This is a genomic window from Hydrogenophaga sp. 2FB, assembly GCF_005503365.1.
Lineage (GTDB): Bacteria > Pseudomonadota > Gammaproteobacteria > Burkholderiales > Burkholderiaceae_C > Hydrogenophaga.
Genome location: NZ_SCML01000024.1, coordinates 1 through 26227 on the forward strand (window position 1 = coordinate 1; position 26227 = coordinate 26227).

28 protein-coding genes are annotated in these 26227 nt (G+C 66.8%); 5 read left to right on the plus strand and 23 right to left on the minus strand.

The window, feature by feature from the left end:
* Nucleotides 1–126: 126 nt before the first annotated feature.
* The gene (locus tag FFS09_RS15235; protein WP_137919746.1) at nucleotides 127–414 is read left to right on the plus strand and encodes a hypothetical protein; all 288 of its coding nucleotides are present in this window, start codon (nucleotides 127–129) and stop codon (nucleotides 412–414) included.
* A gap of 10 nt (nucleotides 415–424) precedes the next feature.
* On the opposite strand, the gene FFS09_RS15240 is transcribed toward FFS09_RS15235, so the two are convergent.
* The 5 genes from FFS09_RS15240 to FFS09_RS15260 all read right to left on the minus strand — a co-directional run bounded on the left by FFS09_RS15240 (nucleotide 425) and on the right by FFS09_RS15260 (nucleotide 3726).
* Nucleotides 425–1195, minus strand: a complete 771-nt coding sequence (locus FFS09_RS15240) for a hypothetical protein (RefSeq protein ID WP_137919747.1) — start codon at nucleotides 1193–1195, stop codon at nucleotides 425–427.
* A 76-nt stretch (nucleotides 1196–1271) separates the two neighbouring features.
* Nucleotides 1272–1547, minus strand: coding sequence for a DUF2277 domain-containing protein (locus FFS09_RS15245; RefSeq protein WP_137919748.1), 276 nt, complete (start codon nucleotides 1545–1547; stop codon nucleotides 1272–1274).
* A gap of 51 nt (nucleotides 1548–1598) precedes the next feature.
* Nucleotides 1599–2879: a glutamate-5-semialdehyde dehydrogenase gene (locus FFS09_RS15250; RefSeq protein ID WP_137919749.1), complete on the minus strand. Its 1281-nt coding sequence runs from the start codon at nucleotides 2877–2879 to the stop codon at nucleotides 1599–1601.
* 53 nt (nucleotides 2880–2932) lie between these two features.
* Nucleotides 2933–3253, minus strand: coding sequence for a single stranded DNA-binding domain-containing protein (locus FFS09_RS15255; protein ID WP_137919750.1), 321 nt, complete (start codon nucleotides 3251–3253; stop codon nucleotides 2933–2935).
* Complete coding sequence (locus FFS09_RS15260) at nucleotides 3250–3726, minus strand: hypothetical protein (protein ID WP_137919751.1); 477 nt, start codon at nucleotides 3724–3726, stop codon at nucleotides 3250–3252. The genes FFS09_RS15255 and FFS09_RS15260 overlap by 4 nt, the downstream gene beginning before the upstream one ends.
* A gap of 49 nt (nucleotides 3727–3775) precedes the next feature.
* On the opposite strand from FFS09_RS15260, the gene FFS09_RS15265 reads away from it, so the two are divergent.
* Nucleotides 3776–4438, plus strand: coding sequence for a glutathione S-transferase (locus tag FFS09_RS15265; protein ID WP_137919752.1), 663 nt, complete (start codon nucleotides 3776–3778; stop codon nucleotides 4436–4438).
* Between the two features lie 47 nt (nucleotides 4439–4485).
* Here FFS09_RS15265 and katG read toward each other — a convergent pair whose 3' ends face one another.
* The 3 genes from katG to FFS09_RS15280 all read right to left on the minus strand — a co-directional run bounded on the left by katG (nucleotide 4486) and on the right by FFS09_RS15280 (nucleotide 8416).
* Entirely contained in the window at nucleotides 4486–6660 is a 2175-nt protein-coding gene (gene katG / locus FFS09_RS15270; RefSeq protein WP_137919753.1) for a catalase/peroxidase HPI, read from the minus strand.
* A gap of 333 nt (nucleotides 6661–6993) precedes the next feature.
* Nucleotides 6994–7458: a CreA family protein gene (locus tag FFS09_RS15275; protein ID WP_137919754.1), complete on the minus strand. Its 465-nt coding sequence runs from the start codon at nucleotides 7456–7458 to the stop codon at nucleotides 6994–6996.
* A gap of 67 nt (nucleotides 7459–7525) precedes the next feature.
* Nucleotides 7526–8416: a class I SAM-dependent methyltransferase gene (locus FFS09_RS15280; RefSeq protein ID WP_137919755.1), complete on the minus strand. Its 891-nt coding sequence runs from the start codon at nucleotides 8414–8416 to the stop codon at nucleotides 7526–7528.
* Between the two features lie 128 nt (nucleotides 8417–8544).
* On the opposite strand from FFS09_RS15280, the gene FFS09_RS15285 reads away from it, so the two are divergent.
* Nucleotides 8545–9228: a winged helix-turn-helix transcriptional regulator gene (locus FFS09_RS15285; protein ID WP_137919756.1), complete on the plus strand. Its 684-nt coding sequence runs from the start codon at nucleotides 8545–8547 to the stop codon at nucleotides 9226–9228.
* 40 nt (nucleotides 9229–9268) lie between these two features.
* Here the strand turns inward: FFS09_RS15285 and FFS09_RS15290 are convergent, their stop codons facing one another.
* Genes FFS09_RS15290 through FFS09_RS15315 form a run of 6 tightly spaced genes read right to left on the minus strand, consistent with a single transcriptional unit; the run spans nucleotide 9269 to nucleotide 15469 of the window.
* Nucleotides 9269–10723, minus strand: coding sequence for an aldehyde dehydrogenase (locus FFS09_RS15290; RefSeq protein WP_137919757.1), 1455 nt, complete (start codon nucleotides 10721–10723; stop codon nucleotides 9269–9271).
* A 24-nt stretch (nucleotides 10724–10747) separates the two neighbouring features.
* A complete protein-coding gene (locus FFS09_RS15295; RefSeq protein WP_137919758.1) occupies nucleotides 10748–11566 on the minus strand; it encodes an ABC transporter ATP-binding protein in 819 nt (272 codons plus the stop codon).
* A complete protein-coding gene (locus tag FFS09_RS15300; RefSeq protein WP_137919759.1) occupies nucleotides 11563–12354 on the minus strand; it encodes an ABC transporter ATP-binding protein in 792 nt (263 codons plus the stop codon). The genes FFS09_RS15295 and FFS09_RS15300 overlap by 4 nt, the downstream gene beginning before the upstream one ends.
* Nucleotides 12344–13372, minus strand: a complete 1029-nt coding sequence (locus FFS09_RS15305) for a branched-chain amino acid ABC transporter permease (protein WP_137919760.1) — start codon at nucleotides 13370–13372, stop codon at nucleotides 12344–12346. Before FFS09_RS15305 ends, FFS09_RS15300 begins: the two co-directional genes overlap by 11 nt.
* Nucleotides 13369–14271 carry a branched-chain amino acid ABC transporter permease gene (locus tag FFS09_RS15310; protein ID WP_137919761.1) on the minus strand — a complete coding sequence of 301 codons (903 nt, stop codon included), beginning with the start codon at nucleotides 14269–14271 and terminating at the stop codon, nucleotides 13369–13371. Before FFS09_RS15310 ends, FFS09_RS15305 begins: the two co-directional genes overlap by 4 nt.
* 1 nt (nucleotide 14272) lies before the next feature.
* Nucleotides 14273–15469 carry an amino acid ABC transporter substrate-binding protein gene (locus tag FFS09_RS15315; RefSeq protein WP_137919762.1) on the minus strand — a complete coding sequence of 399 codons (1197 nt, stop codon included), beginning with the start codon at nucleotides 15467–15469 and terminating at the stop codon, nucleotides 14273–14275.
* A gap of 169 nt (nucleotides 15470–15638) precedes the next feature.
* On the opposite strand from FFS09_RS15315, the gene FFS09_RS15320 reads away from it, so the two are divergent.
* Entirely contained in the window at nucleotides 15639–16607 is a 969-nt protein-coding gene (locus tag FFS09_RS15320) for a helix-turn-helix domain-containing protein (RefSeq protein WP_137919763.1), read from the plus strand.
* Between the two features lie 302 nt (nucleotides 16608–16909).
* On the opposite strand, the gene holA is transcribed toward FFS09_RS15320, so the two are convergent.
* The 7 genes from holA to FFS09_RS15355 form a co-directional block, all read right to left on the minus strand.
* Entirely contained in the window at nucleotides 16910–17962 is a 1053-nt protein-coding gene (gene holA / locus FFS09_RS15325; RefSeq protein ID WP_137919764.1) for a DNA polymerase III subunit delta, read from the minus strand.
* A gap of 13 nt (nucleotides 17963–17975) precedes the next feature.
* Entirely contained in the window at nucleotides 17976–18521 is a 546-nt protein-coding gene (locus FFS09_RS15330; protein ID WP_137919765.1) for an LPS-assembly lipoprotein LptE, read from the minus strand.
* Nucleotides 18522–18536: 15 nt separating this feature from the next.
* Nucleotides 18537–21251 carry a leucine--tRNA ligase gene (gene leuS, locus FFS09_RS15335; protein WP_137919766.1) on the minus strand — a complete coding sequence of 905 codons (2715 nt, stop codon included), beginning with the start codon at nucleotides 21249–21251 and terminating at the stop codon, nucleotides 18537–18539.
* A gap of 112 nt (nucleotides 21252–21363) precedes the next feature.
* Complete coding sequence (locus tag FFS09_RS15340) at nucleotides 21364–21801, minus strand: ExbD/TolR family protein (RefSeq protein WP_137919767.1); 438 nt, start codon at nucleotides 21799–21801, stop codon at nucleotides 21364–21366.
* 79 nt (nucleotides 21802–21880) lie between these two features.
* Complete coding sequence (locus FFS09_RS15345; RefSeq protein ID WP_137919768.1) at nucleotides 21881–22558, minus strand: MotA/TolQ/ExbB proton channel family protein; 678 nt, start codon at nucleotides 22556–22558, stop codon at nucleotides 21881–21883.
* 153 nt (nucleotides 22559–22711) lie between these two features.
* On the minus strand, nucleotides 22712–23530 hold the full coding sequence (dapB, locus tag FFS09_RS15350; RefSeq protein WP_137919769.1) for a 4-hydroxy-tetrahydrodipicolinate reductase: 819 nt from the start codon (nucleotides 23528–23530) through the stop codon (nucleotides 22712–22714).
* Nucleotides 23527–24063: an outer membrane protein assembly factor BamE gene (locus FFS09_RS15355; protein WP_252374381.1), complete on the minus strand. Its 537-nt coding sequence runs from the start codon at nucleotides 24061–24063 to the stop codon at nucleotides 23527–23529. The genes dapB and FFS09_RS15355 overlap by 4 nt, the downstream gene beginning before the upstream one ends.
* A gap of 227 nt (nucleotides 24064–24290) precedes the next feature.
* On the opposite strand from FFS09_RS15355, the gene fur reads away from it, so the two are divergent.
* Nucleotides 24291–24734, plus strand: coding sequence for a ferric iron uptake transcriptional regulator (gene fur, locus FFS09_RS15360; RefSeq protein ID WP_137919771.1), 444 nt, complete (start codon nucleotides 24291–24293; stop codon nucleotides 24732–24734).
* 36 nt (nucleotides 24735–24770) lie between these two features.
* On the opposite strand, the gene hprK is transcribed toward fur, so the two are convergent.
* Nucleotides 24771–25721: an HPr(Ser) kinase/phosphatase gene (gene hprK, locus FFS09_RS15365; protein ID WP_137919772.1), complete on the minus strand. Its 951-nt coding sequence runs from the start codon at nucleotides 25719–25721 to the stop codon at nucleotides 24771–24773.
* Nucleotides 25718–26188 carry a PTS sugar transporter subunit IIA gene (locus FFS09_RS15370; RefSeq protein WP_137919773.1) on the minus strand — a complete coding sequence of 157 codons (471 nt, stop codon included), beginning with the start codon at nucleotides 26186–26188 and terminating at the stop codon, nucleotides 25718–25720. The genes hprK and FFS09_RS15370 overlap by 4 nt, the downstream gene beginning before the upstream one ends.
* Between the last annotated feature and the right edge of the window lie 39 nt (nucleotides 26189–26227).

The following is a 26227-nucleotide window of genomic DNA, read 5'->3' on the forward strand; positions in this document are numbered from 1 at the left end:
AGATGTGTATAAGCGTAAGGGTGTTGGCGGCGGGGAGGCAGCCAGTGTAATGGGGGCACATGACGGGGTTTTCAAGATGCGCCCGGTGGCGCACCGCGCCACAATCCCCGCAGGAAGGACGTTGACATGACGTTTGTGGCATTCATCACCGCTCTCGCCGCCTGGTTCACCGTGCTGCGCCCATCCGACAGCGATGCCGTTCGGGTGGTGTGGATGGTGGTGTTCCTGCTGCTGGGCGCGCTGTTCACCCTGGCTGGCGGCTTTGCTTACTGGTGGGACAGCGGCATGCAGGCCTCCAAGGCCAGCCCCTGGCTGCTCATCTGTGGCCTGCTGACCCTGGCCTCACAGGCCGGCAACCTGCTGCGCGCGGTGTTCGAGGGCGAAGGCGGCACCGGGTGGCCGGAGCGGCGCTGACGCCGGCGGGTTATTTCTGCGGCACCATCGAGCGCAAGGTGCTCACCCAGGCGGTTTTCGGAAGATCCACCAGCGCCTGCCGCAAACGGCTTTCGATCTCAGGCGTCCATTCGGGAATGGGGGTGCGCGACACTTCCGTGGGCAATGGCGCTGTGACCAGTCGATCCCGGAGTTCCCCCGTGGGGCTTTGGGTCAACCACTGCCTTGCCAGCGTCTTGCCCGACTTGCAATCCACCAGAGACAGCGACGACAGCAGGTGGAGCTGCGACGCACCCCAAGCAGTGGTGTGGATGCCCGCGCCATAGACGAAGCGATTGGTATCGCCAAACACGTCAGGCGTTTTCTGCCGCACGGCGACCAGCACACTGTCCAGCCGGTTGGCGGCACACAGGCCGCGCACCGGCGCCTCGATCGCATCCCAATGCGGTCCCCAATACGACGCGATGTCCACCGGGCCCCGGATGTCGTCCACGCCCTTGAAGTCGGCGGCCGGGTACACCACCGGTACCACCGTGGCCCCCAACACCTGCTCGGCGGCCTCGCCCATTTGCGCCTCGTAGGCCTTGTCGAGGTTCCAGGAAACGATGGACTTTTTCTCGCGCTCATTGCCGAACTGGGTGACACCCACGTATTGGCGAATGAACTCGCCCCCCGTTACCGAAACGACCGCCAGCCGCTGGATGCCAGTGGCAGCATGAGGGGCCATGGACTGCGGCGCAGACGCGCAACCCGTCAAGCCGACGGCAAGCAACAGGACGCTGGCAGAGGACAAAAGCTTCATGGCGGGCCGATTCAGGTAGTTAAAACGGCGTATTTTGCCGACCCGCTCGTGCCGCCCATCCCGCGGCGCCCTCCGCTCAACCCCCAGATCCGAATCGCTCCGCCGACCGTGCTTTGGCCTTGGCCGCCTCCACCTCGCGGTTGCGGGGCGCGGCATTGGTGTGCAGTGAAGCGATGAGTTCGCGCGCGTTGGCCGCCACCTGCTCCACCGCTTTGTCAAACGCCGCCGCGTTCGCCTGTGACGGCACGTTGAAGCCGCTGAGCTTGCGCACGAACTGCAGCGAGGCATCGCGGATCTCCAGCTCGGTGGCCGGGGGCTCGAAGTTGAACAGGGTCTTGATGTTGCGGCACATGGTGTTCCCCTCGTCATCGGTACGGCGGGCAACGCGCCGCCTGGGCGGCCATCAGCCGCGCACTTCGCCCTCGCCCAGAACCACGTACTTGAGCGAGGTCAGACCCTCGACGCCCACCGGTCCACGGGCGTGGAACTTGTCGGTGCTGATGCCGATTTCGGCGCCCAGGCCGTACTCGAAACCGTCTGCGAAGCGCGTGCTCGCATTCACCATGACGCTGGCCGAGTCCACCTCGCGCAGAAAGCGCTGGGCGTGCATGTGGTCGGTGGTAAGGATGGCGTCGGTGTGGTGGCTGCTGTAGCGGTTGATGTGGGCGATGGCTTCGTCCACGCCGTCGACCAGCTTCACGCTGATGACCGGCGCCAGGTACTCCTCGGACCAGTCGGCTTCGGTGGCCTGCGTCAGCTTCGCGCCCGCCACCGTCTTCAGAATGGCCTGGCTTTCCGCGCAGCCGCGCATCTCCACGCCCTTGGCGGCGTAGATGGCGCCGATCTTTGGCAGGAACTCGGCCGCCACGCCGCGCGCCACCAGCAGGCTTTCGGTGGCGTTGCAGGGGCTGTACTTCTGGGTCTTGGCGTTGTCGGCCACCTTCACCGCCATGGCGACGTCGCACGGGTCGTCGACGTAGGTGTGGCAGTTGCCGTCCAGGTGCTTGATGACGGGCACCTTGGCCTCGGCGCTGATGCGCTCGATCAGGCCCTTGCCGCCGCGCGGGATGATCACGTCCACGTACTGCGGCATGGTGATGAGCAGGCCCACGGCGGCGCGGTCGGTGGTAGGCACGAGCTGCACCGCGTCGGCGGGCAGACCCGCGTCGGTCAGCGCGCGCTGCACCAGCGCGGCCAGCGCGCGGTTGGATTCGATGGCCTCGGAGCCGCCACGCAGGATGGCCGCGTTGCCGCTCTTGATGGAGAGCGACGCGGCTTCGATCGTCACGTTGGGCCGGCTCTCGTAGACCATGCCGAACACGCCGATGGGCACGCGCATCTGGCCCACGCGGATGCCGCTGGGCATCTGCTTCATGCCCGTGATCTCGCCAATGATGTCGGCCATGGCGGCGAGCTGCTCGCAGCCTTGCGCACAGGTTTCGATCACCTTGGGCGTGAGCTTGAGCCGGTCCACCATGGGCTCCGAGAGGCCGTTGGCGCGCGCGCGCTCCAGGTCTTTCGCGTTCTCCACCTGCAGCGCCTGCACGTTCTCGCGCAGCTGCGCGGCCAGCCCGCGCAGCGCGGCGAGCTTGGTGGCCGCGCCGGCCTTGGCCATGAGCGCCGAGGCCGCCTTGGCCTGCAGCCCCAGGGTGTTCATGAGTTCGGTGGTGTTGGTCGCGTTCATGCCCGGGATTTTCGCAGAGGCGGGTGCGCCTGGGGTGTGCAGGGACAAGCGCGTCAAGCGCCCGCCTGCGCGCCGCCGGCCTGGTGCGCCGTCAGCACGTGGGTGGCCACCATGTCCAGGCTGGGGCGCACGATGCCCTGCTTGTCCGTCCAGACCTTGGGCGTGAGCCCGCCCGAGAGCGTGAGCGATTCGCCATCGCGCAGCGCCAGCAGCGCCGCGCAGGGCGCGTCGTCGAAGGCGATGACGTTGACGATGAATTCCTCGTCCGCCCGATTGCGGGCCAGCACGCGGGCCACGATGTAGCCGCGTCCGGCCTTGTCCACGCGCCGGGAGGCGTCGCCCATGAGGCGGCCGGCGACCAGTCCATCGATCATCGTGAGGGCTTCTCGAAACCGGACGCGATCCAGGCCTGCGCGCTGTCCACGTTCAACCGGAAGGTGGGTGGCACCGGTACGCGGGCCAGTTCGGCGTCGAATTCGTCGCTCGCGCTCAGCGTGGCGGAGGCGCCTTCTTCGTCGGGGACGATGGCCAGGGCGACGCGGATGCGCTGCCCGTCCACCGTCACGCTGACGTTCTTGTTCAACTCGGCGTGCCGCTGCTGCTCGGAACGGCGAATGACTTCCTTGGCGGTTTTCACCAGGGTGTTGAAGGCCGCGGTGTCCAGCGGCTTGGGGTTCTTCTTGTCGCGGCCCATGGTCCAGGGGCCGACCAGTGCCGGCTCGGTCTGGCCATCGAGGTGCATCGCGACAGCCCAACCGTCGTCGTCTTCGTTCTTGATGACGCGGGCGGTCCAGTGTTCGTCGCTCCAGAGGCGGGGTTCGTGAATGGGTTCTTGGGTATCGGTCATGGGGCCAAGGGTACAGGCAGAAAATGGCCTTGGGCTTTAATCCCATGCAATGACCCCCGCATCCTTTCCCCTGCTCTACAACTACCGGCGCTGCCCCTACGCCATGCGGGCGCGCATGGCCCTGCTGGTGGCGGACGTGGCCTTCGATGTGCACGAGATCGTGTTGCGACAGAAACCGGCCGCGATGCTCGCCCTGTCGCCCAGGGGAACGGTGCCCGTGCTCGCCCTGCCCGACGGCGGCGTGCTGGAGCAAAGCCTGGACATCGTGCAATGGGCGTTCACCGCGCACGGCGATCCGGCCGGCTGGTGGGGGCGCGCGCAAAACGCCGTGAACGGAGAACTGCTGTCGGCGTGCGACGGCCCGTTCAAGCACCACCTCGACCGCTACAAGTACCCCGAGCGCTTCGAGGGCGCGGACCGGGCGCAGCACCGCGAGCAGGCCGTCGCGGTGCTGCTGGCGCCACTCGATGCGCGGCTTCAGCGCGCCGGCCAGTTGGGCGGCGACGCTCCCTGCGCCACCGACATCGGCATCTTTCCCTTCGTTCGCCAGTTCGCGGCGGTCGAGCCGGCGTGGTTCGCGCAACTGCCCTTGCCCGCGCTCAAGGCCTGGTGGGCGGGCTGGTTGTCGCACCCGCTGTTCGAGTCCGCCATGGTGAAGCTGCCCAGCGACCAGGTGCTCCGGTTTCCGCGTTCGTTTCCGCCCACGGCCTGAACGACAAAGGCCACCCGAAGGTGGCCTTTGTCACCAAGCGAAAAGGGTCACGCCAGATCGAAACGGTCGGCGTTCATCACCTTGGTCCATGCGGCCACGAAGTCCCTGACGAACTTCTCCTTGCTGCCCGCGCTGCCATACACCTCGGCATAGGCGCGCAGCACCGAGTTGGAGCCGAACAGCAGGTCGTTGCGGGTCGCTGTGTACTTCAGCTGGCCGCTCTTGCGGTCCTTGCCTTCGAACAACTCGTCCTCGGCATCCTTCGCCGTCCACACCGTGTTCATGTTGAGCAGGTTGACGAAGAAGTCGTTGCTGAGCGCGCCGACCTTGTCGGTGAACACGCCGTGCGGGCTGCCATCGAAGTTCGCGCCGAGCACGCGCAGACCGCCGACGAGTGCGGTCATCTCGGGCGCGGTCAGGGTCAGCAGTTGGGCCTTGTCGACCAGCAGGGCTTCGGTCGACGCGGCGCTCTTGCCCTTCTTGTAGTTGCGGAAACCATCGGCCTCGGGCTCCATCACCTCGAAGGACTCGACGTCGGTCTGGTCCTGCCGCGCGTCGACACGGCCTGGCGCGAACGGAACGTCCACCGACACGCCCGCGGCCTTGGCGCCTTGCTCGACACCGACCACACCGGCCAGCACGATCACATCCGCCAGCGAAGCCTTGCCCGACGCTTTCTGGATCTCGACCAGCTTGGGCAATGCCTTCACCGCGCGCTGGTTGACCGCCCAGTCCTTCTGCGGCGCCAGCGCCAAGCGCGCGCCGTTGGCGCCACCGCGCTTGTCGCCACCACGGAAGGTCGACGCGGACGCCCAGGCCACCGAGACCAGGTCGCCCACCGACAGACCCGAGGCGGCAATCTTGCTCTTGAGGTCGGCGATGTCGGCCGCCGTCGGCTTGTGCGTGGCGGCCGGCAGCGGGTCTTGCCAGATCAGGTCTTCCTTCGGCACTTCCGGGCCGAGGTAGCGCGCCTTCGGCCCCATGTCGCGGTGGGTCAGCTTGAACCAGGCGCGGGCGAAGGCTTCCGCAAAGGCTTGCGGATCGTCGAGGAAGCGCTTGGAGATCTTGCCGAACTCGGGGTCGAAGCGCAGCGTCAGGTCGGTGGTGAGCATCTTGGGCTTGTGCTTGAGACCCGGCACGTGCGCATCGGGAATGATCTCCGGCGCGTTCTTGGCCACCCACTGCTTGGCGCCAGCGGGGCTCTTCTCCTGCTCCCACTCGAAATTGAACAGGTTCTCGAAGAAGTTGTTGCCCCACTGCGCCGGGGTCGTGGTCCAGGTCACTTCCAGACCGCTGGAGACGGTGTCCTTGCCAAAGCCGCTGCCGAAGTTGCTGGTCCAGCCCAGGCCTTGGGCCTCGATCGAACCGCCTTCGGGCTCCGGCCCTTTGTGCGACTCGGGCGCCGCGCCGTGGGCCTTGCCGAAGGTGTGGCCGCCCGCGATCAGCGCGACGATTTCTTCGTCGTTCATGGCCATGCGGTAGAAGGTGGCGCGGATGTCCTTGGCCGCGGCCATGTAGTCGCCGCTGGCGTTCGGGCCTTCCGGGTTCACGTAGATCAGGCCCATGTGGGTCGCGCCCAGGCTCTTGAGCAGCACGCGGTCGCCTTCGAAGCGCTGGTCATCGCCGAGCCATTTGGTCTCGGCGCCCCAGCTCACGTCCATGTCCGGTTCCCACACGTCTTCGCGGCCACCGCCAAAACCGAAGGTGCGAAAGCCCATGGATTCCAGCGCCACGTTGCCCGCGAGGACCATCAGATCGGCCCAGGAAATCTGTTGGCCGTATTTCTGCTTGATCGGCCAGAGCAGGCGGCGCGATTTGTCGATGTTGACGTTGTCGGGCCAGGAGTTGAGCGGCGCGAAACGCTGCTGGCCACGGCCACCGCCGCCACGGCCGTCGGTGGTGCGGTAGGTGCCGGTCGCGTGCCACGCCATGCGGATCATTTGCGGGCCGTAGTGGCCGAAGTCGGCGGGCCACCATTCCTGGCTGTCGGTCATCAGCTGCTTCAAGTCGGCCTTCAGCGCCGTGTAGTCCAGCTTCTTGAATTCTTCCGCGTAGTTGAACTTTTCACCCAGCGGGTTGGACCTGCCCGAATGCTGGTTCAACACATCCATGCGCAACTGGTTCGGCCACCAGTCCTTGTTGGTGGTCCCGACGCCGGAACCGTGGTGAAAGGGGCACTTGGCCTCTGACGTGGCTGCTGGTTTGGCTTCTACCGTGGACATGGTTTCTCCTGTATGTAGTGGGTTGAATGCGCAACGACCATCCGCGCGCCGGACGCGCGGCGGGCCGCCATCTTTCTATCACCGGATCGTGACGGCGTCCTCTCCGATCAATGCGCCAACGCCATGGCAGCGAGCGCTTCGAGCCACGAGGGTGGAGGTGGCTGTTGCTGCACGGGGGTGGGGCTGGTGGCCATGGAGGACTCCGCTGCAATACCGAAGCCCACAGCTTAGGTAGCCGCCCGATCAACGGCCATTTGATTGTCGGCATCCTCGGGATAGGCAATGTCTATCCATGGATGGATATTCATGCGTACTTACCCGAAGTCACAACGATCAGCGCAAAGGTATCGGCGTGGCGCGGTCCACCGACACCACGGCCACCGAGTTTTGCGGCGAGCCTTCGATCACGCGGTCGGAGTACGTGAGGTACACGAGCGAGTTGCGTTGGGCATCGACCATGCGCACGATGCGCAGCCGCTTGAAGATGAGGCTGGTGCGCTCGCTGAAGATTTCTTCCTGCGCCTTGATGGGTTTGGCGATGGTGATGGGACCCACCTGGCGGCAGGCGATGGAGGCTTCGGACTTGTCCTCCGCCAGACCGAACGCACCCTTGAGGCCGCCGGTCTTGGCGCGCGACATGTAGCAGGTGACGCCCGCCACCCCCGGGTCGTCGTAGGCCTCGACCACGATCTTGTGGTCCGGGCCGATGAACTTGAAGACCGTGTCGACCGAGCCGATTTCTTCGGCCTGGGCAGTGGTGGCGAGCAGCCACAGGAACGGGAGGAGGAAGCGGCGCATGGTGGGCCTTTGCGGGGGGGTTGCAAAGGCCACACGGTAGCAGGCCGCTTGAATCGTCGCCAAATCCTCAGCGCGTGCCCGCCCCCACCAGCATTTCGCACGGGCCCACAAAACCTTCCGCCGGGGTGTCGAAGCGGAGCAAGGCTTCCTCGATTTCTCGCCACGTGTCGGCGCGTTCGCCGTCGCTCAAGCTGGCCATCATCTGGTGCAGCGCGCCGAACGACTCGCGTTCGAAACGCACGCACTCGGCGGCCGTCGGCAGACGCACCGGGGAGTCGACCTTGCGCACCTCCACGTCGCGAAAACCGGCTTGCTCCAGCGCCTTCGCCAGCACGCCTTCGCCGCCCAGCGAGAACGGCCCGGGTTGCCCGGGCAAGGGCGGTGGCAACTGCGCGCGGCGCCGGATGATGCCGACCGGCAAGGCGAAGAAGGGATTGCGCTCGGCCGTCGAATACACCACGGCGGCGAAACGCCCACCCGGTCGCAGGGCATGGCGGATGCCGGTGAGCGCGCGCTGCTGGTCGGGAAAGTAGATCAGGCCGACCCGCGACACCGCGGCGTCAAAGGAAGCGGCAGGCAACAGGTCGTGGCGCTCGCCATCGAGCTCACGGGTCTCCACGTTCGACAGGCCGGCCTGTTCGGCCGCCGATGCCGCGTATCGAAGAATCGTGGGCGAGATGTCGGTGGCCAGCACGTGGCCGCGCGCGCCCACGCGGTGCGCCGCGAGCAGGGTTTGATCGCCCGCGCCGGCCGCCACATCGAGCACGCGCGCGCCGGGACCGACGGCCGCCATGTCCAGCATGGCTTCGGTCGCGGGCCCCAGCCAGCGGGCCAGCAAGGGGCCCCATCGGTTCCAGGCATCGGCGGCGTTTTCCCATTGCGCACGCGTGGTCTGGCGGAATTTCTCGGCGTCAAAAACGGCCGGAGAGGCGGGACGGGAAACGAGGGTCTCGGTCATGGCAGTGCTCCTTGGGGACAGGTCGCGCGATGTGCACGACCGGGCTTCAAGTTAAGCCGCATGCCATGCACCTTCAAGTCCAGAATCTGGAGTAGGCAGCGGACCCGCACGCCGCTAGACTGGCCCGCATGATCGACTACATGCAGTTCTGTACCGTCGCCCGTGGGGCGGAGGTGCTGGGCGCGCTGTGGACGCCGCTGGTGGTGCGCGAGTTGCTCTGCGGCAGCCACCGCTTCAACGACATCCACCGCGGCGTGCCGCGCATGTCGGCCACGCTGTTGACGCAGCGCTTGCGCAAACTCGAAGAGATCGGTGTCGTCGAGCGGCGCCGCGTCGACAAAACCTGGGAATACCACCTGACGCCCGCGGGCGAAGAACTGCGACCGATCGTCGTCGGCATCGGCCACTGGGGTGCGCGCTGGATCGGCAGCCGTCTGCGGCGCGAGCAGCTCGACGCGGGCTTTCTGATGTGGGACATCCGCCGCTTCGCGCGCCTGGACGAGTTCCCCGATGGCGAGCGCACCGTCGTTCATTTCCGCTTCAGCGATGCGCCTGTGGCCGAGCGGCAATGGTGGCTGGTGGTGGACCACCACGAAGCGGACCTGTGCCGTGACGATCCGGGCCACGACGTCAGCGTGCTGGTCGAATCAACCGTGCGCGCACTTACCGAAATCTGGACCGGCGACAGCGACCCGGACCAGATGGTCCAGGCCGGCAATCTGACGGTGCAGGGCGCGGGCCGCAACGGCCAACGGCTCTGGCGGTGGCTGGGGCGCAGCATGTTTGCGCCGACGCGCATGGCGCAGCGGTGAGCCGCTCGGGGTCGGTCGCTGCAGTCCTAACCGACTGCGCTCAGAACGGATAGTGCCGCGGCGTCGTCTGCAGCGTGATCCAGCGCAGTTCGGTGAACTCGTTGATGCCGGCCTTGCCGCCGAAGCGTCCGATGCCCGAGCCCTTCACGCCACCAAACGGCATCTGCGCCTCGTCGTGCACCGTGGGGCCATTGACGTGGCAGATGCCGCTGTCGATCTTGCGGGCCACGTTGAAGGCGCGTGCGATGTCGCCGCCGAACACCGCCGATGACAGGCCGTATTCGTTGTCGTTGGCGCAGGCGATCGCCTCTTCCACACCTTTGACGCGCACCACGCATTTCACCGGGCCGAAGGTTTCTTCGTGGTAGATGCGCATGGCGGGCGTGACATGGTCGAGCACGGTGGCGGGCATGAGCGTGCTATCGGCCTTGCCGCCGCACAGCAGCTTCGCACCTTTGGCGAGCGCGTCATCGATCAGCGCGTTGCAGTGGTCCACCGTGCCCTGGCCGATGACGGAGCCGAGCACCACCGGCTCGGGCTTGCGCGGATCGCCCAGCGGCAGGGCCTTGGCTTTGTCACTGAACTTCTTGACGAATTCGTCGGCGATCTTCTGGTCCACGATGAGGCGCTCGGTGCTCATGCAGATCTGGCCGCTGTTGGCGAAAGCGCCGAAGGCCGCGCCGTTGACCGCGTCGTCGATGTTGGCGTCGTCCAGGATGACCATGGGCGCCTTGCCGCCGAGTTCGAGCACCACGGGCTTCAAGTATTTCGCGCAGGTCATCGCGATGATCTTGCCGACCTTGGTGGAGCCGGTGAAGTTCACGCGGCGCACCGCCGGGTGCGCCACCATGGCTTCGACCACCGCGCCGGCATCGGCCGGGGCATTGGTGATGTAGTTCACCACGCCGGGCGGGAAGCCCGCGTCCTGGAACGCTTCGACGATGAGCTGGTGCGTGCGCGGGCAGTTCTCGCTGCCCTTGAAGACCACCGTGTTGCCGCAGGCCAGCGGCACGCAGATCGCGCGCACGCCCAGGATGATGGGCGCATTCCATGGCGCGATGCCCAGCACCACACCCGCGGGTTGGCGCACGCCCATGGCGAGCGAGCCGGGCACATCGGACGGGATCACTTCGCCCGCCACCTGCGTGGTGAGCGATGCGGCCTCGCGGATCATGCTGGCGGCGAGCATGGTGTTGAAGCCGGCCCACATGCCGGTGGCGCCGGTCTCGGCGGCCACGGCTTCGACGAACTTCGGCAACTTGGCTTCGAGCGCGTCGGCGGCCTTGAGCAGCAGCGCGCGGCGTTCGTTGGGCCCCGTTTCGCTCCAGGTCTTGAAGGCCTCGGCGGCGGCTTCGACGGCCATCACCGCATCGGCCGGTGAAGCGGCGGGCGCGCGCGTGGCGACGCTGCCGTCGAGCGGGTTGCGGCGTTCGAAGGTCGCGCCTTTTTCGGCGGTGACCTTGAGGCCGTTGATGAGCATGGACAGGTCGGACATGGTGTGTTTCTCCTTGAGGGGTGTTCAGACGGTGGCGGCCATGGCCTTGCGGCGCTGCACGGCGTCGGACGCGCTGGTGGTACCGGTGGCGGGGTCTTTGTCGGCACCGAGGTAGGCTTCGCGGATAACGGTGGAGCGCGCGAGCAGCTTCGCCGGCCCACTGGCGACCAGCGTGCCGCGTTCGAGCACATAGCCCCGGTCGGCCACGGCCAGTGCCTTCTTCACGTTCTGCTCGACCATGAGCACGGTGGTGCCCGCGTCGGCGATGCGGCGCACGATGGCGAGCAGTTCATCGACCATCCTGGGCGCAAGACCGAGCGAGGGTTCGTCGAGCATCAGCAGGCGCGGCGCGCACATCATGGCGCGCGCCACGGCCACCATCTGTTGCTCGCCGCCGCTCATGGTGCCCGCGAGTTGCGTGGCGCGTTCCTTGAGTTTGGGGAAATCGGCAAAGGCCTGTTCGAGCCGGCGCGCGCGCTCGGCCTTGGGCACGAGCCAGCCCCCGAGTTCGAGGTTTTCCGCCACCGTCATTTGCGGGAACAGCTGCCGGCCTTCGGGCACCAGCGCCACACCGGCTTCCACGATCTCGTGCGTTTTCTCGGCCAGCTCCTGGCCATCGAGCAACACCGTGCCCTTGCGCGGGATGAGGCCGTTGAGCGCCTTGAGCAGCGTGGTCTTGCCCGCGCCGTTGGGGCCGAGCACAACGGTGAGGCCGGGCTGGATGTCGAGCTTGAGATCGCGCAGCACGAGGAAGGCGCCATAACCGGCGGACAGGCCATCGACCTTCAGGCGCGCGCGCGCACCGCCACTGAGTTCGAAGGCTTGAGGGCGGTACCACATCATGCGGCGGCCCCTTCTTCTGCTTCGTTCATTTCGTCGCCCAGGTAAGCCTCGATCACCTCGGCGTTGCGCACCACCTCGCGCGGGGTGCCGTCCGCAATCTTCTTGCCCTGGTGCAGCACGATCACGCGCTCCACATGGCGCAGCAGCGTGGTGACGGCGTGTTCGATCCAGACCACGGTGAGATCGAGTTCATCGCGCAGGCGGCGGATCAGGCGCGCCATCTCTTCCACCTCGTTCTCGGTAAGGCCCGCGGCCACTTCATCCAGCAACAACATGCGCGGCCGTGTGCCCAGCGCCATGCCGATTTCCAGCAGGCGCTGCTGCGAGGGCGTGATGGCGGCGGCCGGCAGATCGGCCTGGGCGGACAGGCCAATGAGCGCGAGGATGCTGTCCGGTGTGCGCAGCACCCAGGGCACCGAGGCCTCTTCGCCCCACAAGAGGTACTTGCGCCGGCGGCGTCCCGCGAACTTCAGGCCGAAGGCGATGTTGTCGCGCACGGGCATGTCGCCGAAGACGCGCGGCGTCTGGAAGGTGCGCGCCAGGCCGTGCGCGGCGAAACGGTGTGGGCCCTTGCCGCCGAGTTCGCGCCCCTGCACCGACAGCGCGCCGCTGGTGGGCCTGGTCACGCCCGAGATGGCGTTGAAGAAGGTCGTCTTGCCCGCGCCGTTGGGGCCAATGATGCCGACCAGCTCGCCGGGCATGAAGCGCGCGCTGACCGCGTCGACCGCCGTGAGACCACCGAAACGCACGGTGACCTCGCGCGCATCCAGAAGCGCTTCAGTAGACATGGCTGCGCTCCCGCTGGTCTTTCTCGCGCTGCTTGCGGCGCTTCGTCTCGCCGCTCAGGTCATCGCGGGTTTCCGTCCACCAGGCCTTGAAGCTGTCGCGCCAACCCCGGAAGGTGTCGACGCGCAGCGAGGCCAGGCCGCCCGGCAGGTACAGCACCGAAACAATCAACAGCAGCCCGAGCGTCATCATGTAGACCTGCGGCACCTGCAATCGCAAGGTTTCCGCGAGCACGCTGAACACGATGGCCGCGATGAGCGGGCCCCACAGCGTGGCCGCGCCGCCAATGAGCGCGATCAGCACGGTCTGGAAACCGATGAAGGGGTTGAACACGGTGTGCGGGTCGATGTAGGTCCATCGCACCGACATCGCGGCGCCGACCGCACCGGCCACCGCGGCGGTGAGCGCGAAGCCGGCGATCTTGACGATGCGCGTGTTCACGCCCAGCGTCTGTGCGCGCTGTTCGTCCGCGCCGATGCCGAGCATGGCCAGGCCGAAGCGCGTGCGGCGGATGCCGATGGATGCCGCCACGGTGAGCACCGCGAGGATGAGAACGGTGAAGTAGATCGTGTCGCGCTCGGGCACGACCATGAGCACGCGGCCCACGGTGCCGGTGACGCTTTTTTCGAAGTAGCTGATGGCGTGGCGGATGAGCTCGGTCATGCCGAAGGTGAGCACCGCGAAGTAGGTGCCCCGCAGGTGCAGCACCGCCGCGCCCATGACCACCGCCACGGCGGCGGCGATGAGCGCACCCAGCGCGATGGCCTGCGCCCACGGCACCTGCTCGAGCAGGATCGCGCCCGCATACGCGCCAATGCCGAAGAAGGCCGAGGTGGCGAGCGAGAGGTAACGCGTGGTGCCGCAGAACAGCGCCCAGCTCGACGAGAGCGCGATGTACATCAGGCAGGTGAGCGCCATGGAGACGATGAAGTCACTGGCAAAGGCGGGCAAGGCCACGGCCCAGCCGGCCAGGCCAAAGAGGACCAGCAGGTCGCGGATGAGGAACTGCCTGGAATTCATGCTTTGCGACTCTTTCGAGCGAAGAGTCCTTCGGGCCGGAGCAGCAACACGCCGATGAACACGACGTAGCTCAGCAGCGCCTTGAGCGAGGGGTTGGTGAAGTGCATGCCGAGCGCCTCGATCACTCCAAGCAGCAGGCCACCCGCGAGCGCGCCGCCCATGCTGCCGAAGCCGCCGAGCGTGATGACGATGAGCGCGGTGACGGTGTAGGGCTCGCCCATGGACGGGCTGATGGTGTAGGCCATGGACAGCAGGCAACCGGCCACGCCCGAAAGGCCCAGGCCGATGCCGAACATGAGCGGGTGCAGGCGCCGGGTGTTGATGCCCATGAGCTGCGCGCCGGTGGGCGATTGCATCAGCGCGCGCACGCCCTTGCCGAGCAGCGTGGTGCGCAGCAACACGATGAGCGCGCCAGAGAACAGCAGCGCGAGCGCGAACACCAGCAGCTTGTTGACCGCGAACTGCGCGCTGCCACCTGGCAGGGGGATCGCGAGCGGTTGCGTGAGGTAGTCGTAACCGCGCAGGTCACCGCCCCACACATACGAGATGAAGTTCTGCACCAGGAACATCAGGCCGAAGGCGACCATGAGGCCACGCGCCTCGAAGATGTCGAGGTTGGGCGAGGTGGCGGTGAGGCGGCGGAAACACAGCCAGTGCACCGCGACGCCGACGGCGAACAGCAGCCCGAAGGCGATCGGGATCATCCACAGCGGCGAGAGGCCGAACGAGGTCTGCACCATCCAGGTGAGGAAGGCACCGACCATCAGGAACTCGCCGTGCGCGATGTTGAGGATGCGCATCAGCCCGTACTGCAGGTTCAGCCCGAGCGCGACGAGCGCGTAGATGCCCCCGGTGATGAGACCGGAGGCGATGAGTTCTAGCCAGGCAGAGAAAGACAATTCACTTCCACGCAGGCTTGTTGGGATTCAGTTTCGCCGTCGCGAGCTTCTGCGGCCACACCACCTCGAACTCGCCGTTCTGCCACTGCCCCACGGTGCCGGGTGTGCCCACGTTCTCGCTGCCGCTGAACCGGATGTCGCCGATGATGGTCTTGTGCGTGGTGTTGGCCACGTAGTCGCGGATCGCCTTGCGGTCCAGGCCGACCTGCTTGCACGCGTTGGTGAGGATCTCCAACCCGGCCCAGCAAGCGCCGCTGGCCCAGCGATCGGGCTCCTTCTTCTGGCTCGCCACGTGGGCGTCGAAGTAGGCCTTGGCGCCCGGGCTGGTCTTGCTGTTCCACGAGCCCATGCCGAGCACGCCCTCGGCGCCGGCGGGCGTCATCACGTTCTTGTAGAGCGGGAAGGCGGTGCCCACCGAGGCGTAGAAGAACTTCGGGTTGAAGCCGATTTCCTTGCTCTGGCGGCTGGCGAGGATGGTGTCGGGCGGGTAGGTGAAGCCGACGAAGGCGTCGGGGTTCTTGTCCTTGATGCTGCGCAGCGTCGGGCCCAGGTCTTTCACGCCACCGGGGTAGCTGGTCTCCTGCACGAGGGTGATGCCGGTGCCCTGCAGCGCGACCTTGAGCGCCGAGTAGTTCTCCAGCCCGAAGAGGTCGTCCACGTAGACCACGGCGACGGTCTTCACGCCGTTGGCCTTGAACATCTCGACCAGTGCGTCGCACATGGGCTTGGGTTGTTGCAGCAGCAGGAAGAAGTAAGGCAGCTTCATCTCGGCCAGGCGGCGCGAGAGCGCGGTGGGCGCGAGGAAGGGGTAGCCCAGGCGGTTGGCCAGCGGTGCCACGGCGAAGTTGGCGTTGCTGCCCCAGGGTGGCAACACGAGGTCGACCTTGTCGCTGCCCATGAGTTTTTCGTAGGTGCGCACCACGGTTTCCATGTCGCTGCGGTCGTCGCTGCTGATGAGTTCGATCTTGCGGCGCACGCCTTTCACGTCGAGGCCGCCGGCGGCGTTCTGCTGCTCGGCCCACATGAGGTAGTTGGGCTCCTGGCTGACCTGCGCGCCCCCCGTCCATGGGCCGGTGCGCGACATCGAATAGCCGATGCGCACCGGCGCGGACTGCGCGAGCAGCTGCGGCGCGAAGGACATGGCGCCCACCGTGGCAGCGGCGCTTTGGATGACCAGACGTCTATTGGGATGGGCCATGTGTGTCTCCTGGCGTTGTGGTTGACCGAACTTGCATCGTAGGCACATCCCTGCGGCGGCGCTATGCTGGCGATGCACTCGCTGCTTGTCGAAACGCGCACGCCGATCCGGGTTAACCCTCAACACCGCGGGCGGCACACGGCGAAACGCAGGTCAATAATTTCTCCCCATGCCGTCCCCGTCCATCATGAGCACCGACATCGTCGCGCCCGGCGAGCGCGCGGCGATCTGGCGCGACTGGGTATGGACGCACTTCGGTGGCCTGGAGTCCGACCTGTACGGCGACACCGGCTTCGACGGCCACATGCAGGCTTCACACGCGGGCGACGTGGTGCTGACCAAGCTGGAGGCGAACCGCCACCGCGTGCTGCGCAGCCCGCAACTGGCGCGCGGCAGCGAGCGTGCGTACCTGAAGATCGTCGCGCCCTGGCGTGGCAGCGCGGGCGTGCAGCAGCACAACCGCGAAGCCTGGGTGCGGCCGGGCGGTTGGGCGATCTACGACACCACCGGCAGCTACGAGATCGCCAACCCCGAGCGGGTGGAGCACCTGATCGTGATGCTGCCCAAGGAACAACTCACCGAGCGCGGCCTGCGGCTGGAGCCGTTGATGGCGCGGCACGTGGGTGGTGTGAGCGGCATTGCGCGGGTGGCGTTGGAGACGATGCGCACGACGTACCAGGAGCTGCCGGGCATGAGCGAGAACGCGGCGCGCGGTGCGGGTGAGTTGATCGTGGAGCTGGTGCGTCTGTCACTGCAGGAGCTCGCAGGGCGCGAGAGCAGCGTCACGCAACTCGAGGCGTTTCGCGACCGCATCCGCGAGCACATCGGCCAGCATCTGCGCGACCCGTCCCTCTCGCTCGACCAGATCGCGCAAGCGCTCAACTGCAGCAAGCGCCATTTGCACAACGCGTTCAGCGCCGAAGAAGACACCCCGGCGCATTACATCCAGCGCCAGCGCATCCAGGCCTGCATGCGCGAGCTGGCCGACCCTGCGCGCGCGCAGCGCACGATCACCGAGATCGCGTTCACCTGGGGCTTCAACAACGGGGCGCACTTCAGCCGCGTGTTTCGTGAGCACACGGGGCAGTCGCCCAGCGATTTCCGCGAGTCTTCTTTGCGGTCTCGTTCGGTGGCCTGATTTTTCTCTCTCGTTGCGTTTCTCGCATCGACCTCGCGACAGGCCGATGGCGGTGCCCGCGTTCTCCGGCCCGAAAGGGTGTCGGTTCACCAGGCCTTGCTCACCAACACCTCACTGGGTCGGGTGGTGCGGGTAAGCCGGGCGCGGGCCCATTTCGCGGTCGCCACAGAGTTCGCGCGAAGTGGTCTTGTTGACGCAGTGATGCAGGCGCTCCCGGGCAGACGCCTGCGACGGGGGCCTGCGCACGGTGTCCCGAACCATCCGGCCTTCCAACCAAGGTGGCGCGAAACGCGCAACGCCGACTAACGAACCGAACAGGCCAAAGAAACCTTCATCGCCATCTGCTGCAGCGCCTGCCAAGGATCGGCAGGCCAGGTGGGCACCTTGAGACCCTTGACGATGCCATCCACCGTGTGCGCATCGTCCAGCCACTTCGACAAGGTGGCGATGTTCAACAAGGGCAGCGCGCGCTCCATGAGCTTTTCCTTCACGCCCCACACACGGTTCTCGCGCAAAGCCATGGGCAGAGGACGGCCCGCGTCCATCGCCACACGGATGCGGTGCAGCGTGCGGATGTCTTCCGACAACGCCCAATGCACCAGCACCGGCGCTTCGCCCTCGGCCTGCAGGCCATCGAGCATGCGCTGCACGCGTTGCACCTGACCACCCAGGACCGCTTCGGCGAGCTTGAAGGCGTCGTAACGCGCCACGTTCAACACCGCCGACTCCACCTGCTCAAAACCCAGCTCGCCCGCCGGGTGCAACAGCGCGAGCTTCTGGATTTCCTGGTGCGCGGCCAGCAGGTTGCCTTCGACGCGGTCGGCAAAGAACTGCAGCGTGCGCTGCCCCTCTTCGCCCGACACCACGCGCTGGCCTTGCTGCTGCAGGCGCTGCGCGATCCACTGCGGCAAGGCCTTGCGGTCCACCGGATCGAGCTTGATGGTCGCGCCAAAACTCTCCAGCGCAGCGAACCACGCGCCCTTCTGCGTGGCCATGTCCAGACGCGGCAGCAGCACCAGCGTGAGCGTGCTGTCGTTGCCCTGCGCGGCTTCGGCGATCTGCTGCAGCGCTTGCGAACCGTCCTTGCCGGGCTTGCCGGACGGGATGCGGATCTCGATCAGTTGTTTGTCGGCGAACAGGCTCATCGAACCGCCGCTGGCCAGCACCTCGCCCCAGTCGAAATGGGCGCCCGCCACGGTGTGCACCGTGCGCTCGGTATAACCCTGCTCGCGCGCCACCGCGCGGATCGCATCGGCCGCCTCCTGCACCAGCAAGGGCTCGTCGCCGTGCAAGGTGTACAGGCTCTTCAGGCCGCGCTGCAGCTGGGCGGTGAGTTGCGGTGCGGCAATCTGCATGGGTCGCGGCGCTTCAGAGCGATTTCACGGCGGCCATGCGGCGCACCACCTGCTGCACGACGTCGGACGCCATGTCGCGGTACAGCAGCTCTTCTTCGGCGGCCTTCGAGAGCACCGCGGTTTCGCTGAAGGTCATGTCGCGTTCGAGCAGCAGTTCGGTGTCTTCGATCAGCTCCTTCTCGTTCGCCGTGCGCAGCCGGAAGGTGAAGCGTGTGCGCAATTGCAGTTCGCGCACCTGGCCCGCAGCCGTCTGCCCCACCGCAATACGCTCGCGCTGGTCGACCGTCACCGTGAGCACCACCTGTGCGGGCGCGCTGGCGGGCGTGGCGGTGGTGAGCACCGTGAGGCCGTTGGTGACCAAGGCCGTGCGCAACTCACGCGCGATGGGCGTGTTCTCGCTGCCGGCGATGCGCACCGTCTGGAAGGCAAAGGTGGGTGCCTTGCGCAACGCAAAGCCGCAGCCCGACACGCCCAACACGGCAGCAGCACCGGCCGCGAGGTGTTGCAGCGCGCGGCGGCGCGCCACCAGGGAACTCGGCGGGGAGACGATGGGTGTCATGCCTTGGGTCCTCGATCAGACGACGATGTTGACCAGGCGGCCCGGGACCACCACCACCTTTTTGGGTGCGGCGCCCGCGGCCTGCTTGACGAAGGCCTCGCTGGCCAGCGCCGCCGCTTCGATGGTTGCCTTGTCGGCGTTGGCCGCCACGGTGACGCTGCCACGGTGCTTGCCGTTGATCTGCAGCACGAGCTCCAACTCGTCGCGCTTCAACGCGGCCTCGTCGGCCTTGGGCCAGGGTGCGTCGAGCAGCTCACCGGCGTAGCCCAGGTCGCTCCACAGCGCATGCGCCGCGTGCGGCGTGGCCGGGTAAATGCAGCGCAGCAGGATGCCGAAGCTTTCGGCCAGCGCGGCGTTGTCGGCGGCGCTGCCATCGGCCTTGAAGTCTTCCAGGGCATTGAGCATCTTCATCGCGCCCGACACCACCGTGTTGTATTGCATGCGCTGGTAGTCGTAGTCCACCTGCTTGAGCACCGTGTGGATTTCCAGGCGCAGCGCCTTGGCCGCTTTCGAGAGGGACTGGCCACCCACACCGGCCGCAAGGGCACCCAGTGGGCCCAGCGGCGCGAGCTTGAAGCCGAAGGCCCACACGCGGCGCAGGAAGCGGTAGCTGCCTTCCACCGCCGCGTCGTTCCACTCCAGCGTGGCCTCGGGTGGCGCGGTGAACATGGTGTACAGGCGGGCCGTGTCGGCGCCGTATTTTTCGATCAGGTCCTGCGGGTCGACGCCGTTGTTCTTGGACTTGGACATGGTGCCCACGCCCTCGTAGTCGATCGGCGTGCCCACGGGCAGCATGCCGTCGCCGCTGGTGGCCGGGTTCTTCAGCTTGGCGCCGACGATCTTGCCGCCTTCGTCGAGCACATGCTCCACGTCGTGCGGCCAGAAGTAGTCCTTGCCACCCTTGGCGGTGCGGCGGCTGTAGATGTGGTTGAGCACCATGCCCTGCGTGAGCAGGTGGGTGAAGGGCTCGTCCACTTTCACCAGGCCGAGGTCGCGCATCACCTTGGTCCAGAAGCGCGCGTACAGCAGGTGCAGGATGGCGTGTTCGATGCCGCCGATGTACTGATCCATGCCACTGCCGCCGACGGCCAGCTTCTGGTCCCGCATCCAGTAGTCGGTGCCCTCGGCCACCATCTTCTCGGTGTTGGTCGGGTCGCAGTAGCGCATGAAGTACCAGGACGAATCCACGAAGGTGTCCATGGTGTCGGTTTCGCGCCGCGCGGGTTGGCCGCACACCGGGCAGACCACGCCCGCGTGGAAGCCTTCGTGCTTGTGCAGCGGGTTGCCCGAACCGTCGGGAATGCAGTCTTGCGGCAGCACCACCGGCAGGTCTTTCTCGGGCACAGGCACCGCGCCGTGTTCGGCGCAGTGGATGATCGGGATCGGCGTGCCCCAGTAGCGCTGGCGGCTCACGCCCCAGTCGCGCAGGCGGAAGGTGGTTTTCTTCTCGCCCAGGCCTTGGTCGGCGAACAACTGGGCAACCTTGTCGACCGCTGCCTTGTAGGCCAGGCCATCGAGCACGCCGGAGTTCACGCACACGCCGCGTTGCTTGTCGCCGTACCAGTCGGCCCAGGTCTCGGTGCTGAAGGTTTCACCCTCCACGCCGATGACGGGAACGATCTTCAGGCCGTACTTGTTCGCGAACGCGAAATCGCGTTCGTCGTGCGCCGGCACACCCATGACCGCGCCCTCGCCATAGCCCATGAGCACGTAGTTGCCGACCCACACGTCCACCAATGCGCCCGTGAGCGGGTGCGTGACGGTCAGGCCCGTGGCCATGCCCTTCTTCTCTTGCGTGGCGAGTTCGGCTTCGGTGGTGCCGCCGGTCTTGCACTCTTCGATGAACGCGGCCAGGGCCTTGTCGTTCGCGGCCGCGTGCGTGGCCAGCGGGTGCTCGGGGGCGACGGCGCAGAAGGTCACGCCCATGATGGTGTCGGCGCGCGTGGTGAACACGTACATCTTGCCGTCGCCGATCAACTGACCAGCATCATCCTTGATAGTGTGCGGGAAGGCGAAGCGCACACCCTCGCTCTTGCCGATCCAGTTCTCCTGCATCAGACGGACCTTGTCGGGCCAGCCGTTGAGGGTCGCCTTGGGGTTGCCGATCTGCACGTGGTCGAGCAACTCTTCCGCGTACGCGGTGATGTTGAGGTAGTAGCCCGGGATTTCGCGCTTTTCCACCACCGCACCGGTGCGCCAGCCCTTGCCGTCGATCACCTGTTCGTTGGCCAGCACGGTCTGGTCCACCGGATCCCAGTTGACGACCTGGGTCTTGCGGTAGGCGATGCCCTTCTCCAGCATCTTGAGGAACAGCCACTGGTTCCACTGGTAGTAGCTCGGGTCGCAGGTGGCCACTTCACGCGACCAGTCGATGGCCAGGCCCATGGCCTGCATCTGCTGCTTCATGTACGCGATGTTTTCGTAGGTCCACTTCGCGGGCGGCACGCCGTTCTTGAGCGCCGCGTTTTCGGCCGGCAGGCCGAAGGCGTCCCAGCCCATGGGCATGAGCACGTTGTGGCCGTTCATGCGCAGGTAGCGCGTGAGCATGTCGTTGATGGTGTAGTTGCGCACATGGCCCATGTGCAGCTTGCCGCTGGGGTAGGGCAGCATCGAGCAGGCGTAGAACTTGGGCTTGCTCGCGTCCTCGGTCACGCGGTAGGCGTCGTTGGCATTCCAGTGGGCGTGCGCGGCGCGCTCGACTTCCTTGTGTGCGTATTTGTCTTGGAGCATGAACCAGGGGCCGGATCGGGCCGGGAACGGGGTGGACAGGGCCGCGCGCAGTGGCGCAAAGAGATGCGGGATTTTAGGCCTTGGACCGAGTCGCAGCCCCGCGCCCCGGCATTCAGCGCGCGGCGGCGGGCGGCGGGGTGTCGGCCACGAAGCCGATGCGCGAGAGGCCGGCGGTCTGCGCCATGCCGATCAGCTGCACCACGCGGCCATAGGGTGCGGCGGTGTCGGCGCGCAGCTGCAGCTCGGTGGCGGGGTTGCGTCGGGCGGTTTCCTGCAGGCGCAGGCGCAACGCGTCTTCGGCCAAGGGCTCGTCGTTCCAGTGCAACTGGCCCTGGGCGTCCAGCGCGAGGGAGACAAAGGCATCGGCTGCGGCCGGCGCGGTCACGGGGACCTCGGCGCGCGGCAACTCCAGCGCGAGCCGGCTGGCCATGAAAGGCGCGGCGATGATGAAGATCACCAGCAGCACCAGCATCACGTCCACCAGGGGCGTGACGTTGATGTCGCTCATGGGCCGATCCCCCGTGGGGCGCTCGAGCCGGCCGAAGCTCATGCCCCCACGCTCCGCCGCTGGTGCGGGTCGCTGCCCCCCGAGGGGGCTGACCTGCCTTGGGGCGGCCCGGCGGCAGGTCTCATGCCGCCTTCCCGGGGTGCGCCAACAACTCGCGCAGATCCCGCGCGAAGCCTTCCAGGTCGGCCTCGATGCGCGCGATCTGGCGGCCCAGCACGTTGTAGGCCAGCACCGCGGGAATCGCGACGGCCAGGCCGGCTGCGGTCATCACGAGCGCCTCACCCACCGGGCCGGACACCTGTTCGATGCGGAACGGGCCGTCCAGCCCGATGCCGGTGAGCGCGTGGTAGATGCCCCAGACCGTGCCGAGCAGGCCGACGAAGGGCGCGGTGGAGCCCACCGTGGCCAGCAGCACCTGGCCGTATTGCAGGCGGTGCAACACGCGGTGCAGGGCGTCGCGCAGCACGCGTGTGAGTTGCTGCGCGCGGTCACCGGCGGCGGCCAAGGTGTGGGGCGCAGCGCCGTCAAGGGCGCGCGCGGCCTGCAGCAGCGGCAACACGATCTGCTGCGGGTCAAAGGTTTGCAGGCGTCGCTGGGCATCGTCCAGGTCGCTGGCTTGCCAGAAGGCGGCGGTACTCAACCGCAGGTCGGCGCTGGCGCGTCGCAGCAACCACCCCTTCCAGAAAATGACCACCCAGCTCGCGACCGACATGGCCAGCAGCAGCATCGCCACGGCGCGGCCGAGCGCATCGGCCTGGGACAGCGTGTAAAAGAGACCTTGCCCCACGCTATCACCCATGTCAGCAGGCCCTGCGAGTGCAGACTTGCGTCCGGAGCGAGGTGGACCCATCCAGGGACACCGAGGGTCCGGCTCCGCCGGCCCCAGGTGTCGCCCTCCTCCCGCCGAAGGCGAGAGAGGGGGGAGCCGCGCAGCGGCGCGGGGGGCGCCTCATCACTTCAGGCCGAGCACGTCGAACATGTCGTAGAGGCCCGCCGGCTTGCCCGCCAGGAAACGCACCGCGCGCAGGCTGCCTTGCGCGTATGTGACGCGGCTGCTGGACTTGTGCGTGATCTCGATGCGCTCGCCGGTGCCGGCAAACAGCACGGTGTGGTCGCCCACGATGTCGCCACCGCGGATGGTGGCGAAACCGATGGAGGACGGGTCGCGCTCGCCGGTCACGCCTTCGCGCGCGTAGACCGCGCATTCCTTGAGGTCGCGGCCCAGCGCGTCGGCGATCACCTCGCCCATCTTGAGCGCGGTGCCACTGGGCGCGTCCACCTTGTGGCGGTGGTGGGCTTCGATGATCTCGATGTCGTAACCGGTGGACATGGCCTTGGCCGCCATCTCCAGCAGCTTGAGCGTGACGTTGACACCCACGCTCATGTTGGGCGCCATCATGATCGGAATCTGCTTCGCGATCCGCGCGATCTCGGCCTTCTGCGCCTCGGAAAACCCGGTCGTGCCGATGACCACGGCCACGCCGTGCTTCGCGCATTCACGCAAGTGCACCATCGTGCCCTCGGGGCGGGTGAAGTCGATCAGGAACTGGCTGCCCGACAGACCGGCCGTGAGGTCGGCCGTAATGGCCACACCAGTGGCCTGCCCGAAACCCGCTGCATCCTGGCCAATGGCCGGGCTGCCCGCCACGTCCAGCGCGCCCGACAGCGTGCAGTCACCGCTGGCCCGCACGGCCTCCACCAGCATCTGTCCCATGCGCCCGCTGGCGCCCGCCACGCACACGCGCAGCGCACCGCTTGCCGCGGCGCTCAACGCGGGTTCTCCAGCGGCGGGTAGCTCGTGCCGGGTTCGGCCGTGGGTGGCGTGGGCGGGGTCGGAGCGCCGGCATTTTTTTCCTGGAACGTCTTGAGCTGTTCCTCGGTGGCCTGCAGGGGCGGGACCTTGCCAAACTTGCGGCGCGTGTCGAGCGAGGCGACGAATTCGGTTTCGCTGGGCAGCTCGTCGGCGTCGAAACGTTCCAGCACATCGTTCTTGAAGAACAGGGCCACCTTGCGCTGCTGCGGCTCCTGGCCCTGGCGCTTGAAGGTGAACACGTAGTCCCAGCGGTCGGCATGGAACACGCTGCTGAGCAGCGGCGAGCCGAGCACGTCGCGCACTTCGCTGCGCGTCATGCCCGCCTTGAGCACCTGTGCCTGCTCGCGCGTGACGACGTTGCCCTGCACGATGTCGATCTTGTAGGGTGTCACCAGCCCGGCGATGCCCCGGTTGGTCGAGCAGGCAGACAACGCCACGACAGCCACCAGCGCGCACACGGCGATGGCCGGGCGAAGCGTGGCTTGCTTCAAGGGAGAGGTTCGGTGGAATGAGGTGTGGTGCATGGGGACGAACCGTGAATGCGAATCGCGCCGTATACAGCCCTGGGGACAATGCCACGGGCAGCGGACGCTGGCGATATGATCCGGTCATTGTAGCCCCGGGGTATTAGCGCCGGCGAGCGCCCCACCCCAGGAGTCGGCGATGCCCGAGGACACCTCCTGGCACCTGTTTCAACCCCCTGTGACGACTGGCCGCCATGACCAATATTGATGAACTCAAGAGCACCGGACTCAAGGCCACCCTGCCCCGGCTGAAAATTCTGGAGGTGTTCCAGAACGCCAAGCAGCGGCACATGACGGCCGAAGACGTGTTTCGCGTGCTGCTCGAAGACCGCTCCGACATCGGCCTGGCCACGGTGTACCGCGTGCTGATGCAGTTCGAGCAGGCCGGCCTGCTCACGCGCAGCAATTTCGAATCGGGCAAATCGGTGTTCGAACTCAACGAAGGCCAGCACCACGATCACCTGGTGTGCCTGGACTGCGGCCGCGTGGAGGAATTCTTCGATGCCGAGATCGAGAAGCGCCAGCAGATGGTGGCCAAGACGCGTGGCTTCGTGCTGCAAGAGCACGCCTTGTCGCTCTATGCCAATTGCTCGAAGACCGATTGCCCGCACAAGGGCAATACGCACCGGGTGACGTAACGCCGACGCTGCACGCGGCGCGGGGGTAACGCCCTTTTACTCGTCGCGCGACATCGCGGCGCGGTGGCGAGAAACGAACTCTTGATACGTGTCGATGCCACGCAGCTGCAGGATGGTATTGCGCACCGCAGCTTCCACCAGCACGGCGATGTTTCGACCGGCCACCACCTGGATCACCGCCTTGCGCACCGGCACGCCCAGCACGTCCTGGTACAGCGGCTCGTACGGCATGCGCTCGTAGTCGCGCTCCATGGTTTCGCGGCGCACCAGGTGCACGATGAGCGAAACCCGCATCTTGCGGCGCACCGCCGTCTCGCCAAAGATCGCCTTGATGTCGAGCAGACCGATGCCGCGCACTTCGAGCAGGTTCTGCAACAACTCGGGGCAGCGGCCCTCGATGCTGGTCTGGTTGATGCGGTAGAGGTCCACCGCGTCGTCGGCCACCAGACCGTGACCCCGCGAGATCAGTTCCAGCCCCAGCTCGCTCTTGCCCAGACCGGACTCCCCGGTGATGAGCACGCCCATGCCCAGGATGTCCATAAACACGCCGTGCATGGATGAGCGATCGGCGAAGTGGCGCGAGAGATAGGCGCGCAGCACATCGATGACAAACGCGGCCGACTCGTGCGTGGCAAACATCGGTATCTGCGCGCGCTCGCACATTGCCGTGAGCGCGTCGGGCGCGGTCTGCCCATCCGCCACCACCAGCACCGGCGGCTCCAGCGTGACGATGCGCGCCACGCGGCGGCGGTTGTCGTCCTCGCTCGGGCTCGTGAGGTAGGCGACTTCGCGCTCGCCGAACACCTGCACGCGGTAGGGATGGATGTAGTTGAGGTAACCGACGAGGTCGGCGCCCGATCGCGCGGCGCGAACGGCGATTTCGTCAAACCGGCGCTCGGACGCCCCGAGACCCGCGATCCACTGCCACTTCAGGGCGTCCCGATGGTCCTCGAACAGAACATCGGCGCTGACGACGGTGGGTTTCATGCGGCCGCGTGGGCCGATTGCCAGGAGGTGATGAGCAGGTGCAGTGCGGCAGCATCGCTGGACGTCTTCATCTGCTCGCGCAAGGCGCTGTCGCTGAGCAGCTCGGCGATCTCGGACAGGATTTCCAGATGCTTCTGCGTGGCCGCCTCAGGCACCAGCAGGAAAATCATGAGCTGCACCGGTTGCTCGTCAGGCGCATCGAACCCGATCGGGCTGGCGAGCTGAAAGACGGCGGCGAGTGGCTGCTTGAGGCCTTTGATACGACCGTGCGGAATGGCCACGCCGTGGCCAAGACCGGTGGAGCCCAGACGCTCACGGGCGAAAAGGCTGTCGGTGATGAGCGCACGGTTGAGCCCGTGCAGGGTTTCGAAGAGCAGGCCAGCCTCTTCAAACGCGCGTTTTTTGCTGGTGGCGTCAACACTGACGAGCACCTGCGCGGCGGGCAATATGGCGGAAAGTCGGTTCATGGGGGCCCCTTCGGACCGCAAATTATGCCGAGTTGCTTT

What these genes read in the sequence shown, in the direction of transcription:
- FFS09_RS15285 (WP_137919756.1), top strand. Translation starts at nt 8,545, where the DNA reads ATGATCGACTACATGCAGTTCTGTACCGTCGCCCGTGGGGCGGAGGTG.
- fur (WP_137919771.1), top strand. Translation starts at nt 24,291, where the DNA reads ATGACCAATATTGATGAACTCAAGAGCACCGGACTCAAGGCCACCCTG.
- FFS09_RS15265 (WP_137919752.1), top strand. Translation starts at nt 3,776, where the DNA reads ATGACCCCCGCATCCTTTCCCCTGCTCTACAACTACCGGCGCTGCCCC.
- FFS09_RS15330 (WP_137919765.1), bottom strand. Translation starts at nt 18,521, where the DNA reads ATGACACCCATCGTCTCCCCGCCGAGTTCCCTGGTGGCGCGCCGCCGC.
- FFS09_RS15370 (WP_137919773.1), bottom strand. Translation starts at nt 26,188, where the DNA reads ATGAACCGACTTTCCGCCATATTGCCCGCCGCGCAGGTGCTCGTCAGT.
- FFS09_RS15275 (WP_137919754.1), bottom strand. Translation starts at nt 7,458, where the DNA reads ATGCGCCGCTTCCTCCTCCCGTTCCTGTGGCTGCTCGCCACCACTGCC.
- FFS09_RS15340 (WP_137919767.1), bottom strand. Translation starts at nt 21,801, where the DNA reads ATGAGCTTCGGCCGGCTCGAGCGCCCCACGGGGGATCGGCCCATGAGC.
- FFS09_RS15320 (WP_137919763.1), top strand. Translation starts at nt 15,639, where the DNA reads ATGCCGTCCCCGTCCATCATGAGCACCGACATCGTCGCGCCCGGCGAG.
- FFS09_RS15240 (WP_137919747.1), bottom strand. Translation starts at nt 1,195, where the DNA reads ATGAAGCTTTTGTCCTCTGCCAGCGTCCTGTTGCTTGCCGTCGGCTTG.
- katG (WP_137919753.1), bottom strand. Translation starts at nt 6,660, where the DNA reads ATGTCCACGGTAGAAGCCAAACCAGCAGCCACGTCAGAGGCCAAGTGC.
- FFS09_RS15345 (WP_137919768.1), bottom strand. Translation starts at nt 22,558, where the DNA reads ATGGGTGATAGCGTGGGGCAAGGTCTCTTTTACACGCTGTCCCAGGCC.
- hprK (WP_137919772.1), bottom strand. Translation starts at nt 25,721, where the DNA reads ATGAAACCCACCGTCGTCAGCGCCGATGTTCTGTTCGAGGACCATCGG.
- FFS09_RS15255 (WP_137919750.1), bottom strand. Translation starts at nt 3,253, where the DNA reads ATGATCGATGGACTGGTCGCCGGCCGCCTCATGGGCGACGCCTCCCGG.
- FFS09_RS15280 (WP_137919755.1), bottom strand. Translation starts at nt 8,416, where the DNA reads ATGACCGAGACCCTCGTTTCCCGTCCCGCCTCTCCGGCCGTTTTTGAC.
- FFS09_RS15245 (WP_137919748.1), bottom strand. Translation starts at nt 1,547, where the DNA reads ATGTGCCGCAACATCAAGACCCTGTTCAACTTCGAGCCCCCGGCCACC.
- leuS (WP_137919766.1), bottom strand. Translation starts at nt 21,251, where the DNA reads ATGCTCCAAGACAAATACGCACACAAGGAAGTCGAGCGCGCCGCGCAC.
- FFS09_RS15300 (WP_137919759.1), bottom strand. Translation starts at nt 12,354, where the DNA reads ATGTCTACTGAAGCGCTTCTGGATGCGCGCGAGGTCACCGTGCGTTTC.
- FFS09_RS15235 (WP_137919746.1), top strand. Translation starts at nt 127, where the DNA reads ATGACGTTTGTGGCATTCATCACCGCTCTCGCCGCCTGGTTCACCGTG.
- FFS09_RS15260 (WP_137919751.1), bottom strand. Translation starts at nt 3,726, where the DNA reads ATGACCGATACCCAAGAACCCATTCACGAACCCCGCCTCTGGAGCGAC.
- holA (WP_137919764.1), bottom strand. Translation starts at nt 17,962, where the DNA reads ATGCAGATTGCCGCACCGCAACTCACCGCCCAGCTGCAGCGCGGCCTG.
- FFS09_RS15295 (WP_137919758.1), bottom strand. Translation starts at nt 11,566, where the DNA reads ATGATGTGGTACCGCCCTCAAGCCTTCGAACTCAGTGGCGGTGCGCGC.
- FFS09_RS15305 (WP_137919760.1), bottom strand. Translation starts at nt 13,372, where the DNA reads ATGAATTCCAGGCAGTTCCTCATCCGCGACCTGCTGGTCCTCTTTGGC.
- FFS09_RS15290 (WP_137919757.1), bottom strand. Translation starts at nt 10,723, where the DNA reads ATGTCCGACCTGTCCATGCTCATCAACGGCCTCAAGGTCACCGCCGAA.
- FFS09_RS15315 (WP_137919762.1), bottom strand. Translation starts at nt 15,469, where the DNA reads ATGGCCCATCCCAATAGACGTCTGGTCATCCAAAGCGCCGCTGCCACG.
- FFS09_RS15250 (WP_137919749.1), bottom strand. Translation starts at nt 2,879, where the DNA reads ATGAACGCGACCAACACCACCGAACTCATGAACACCCTGGGGCTGCAG.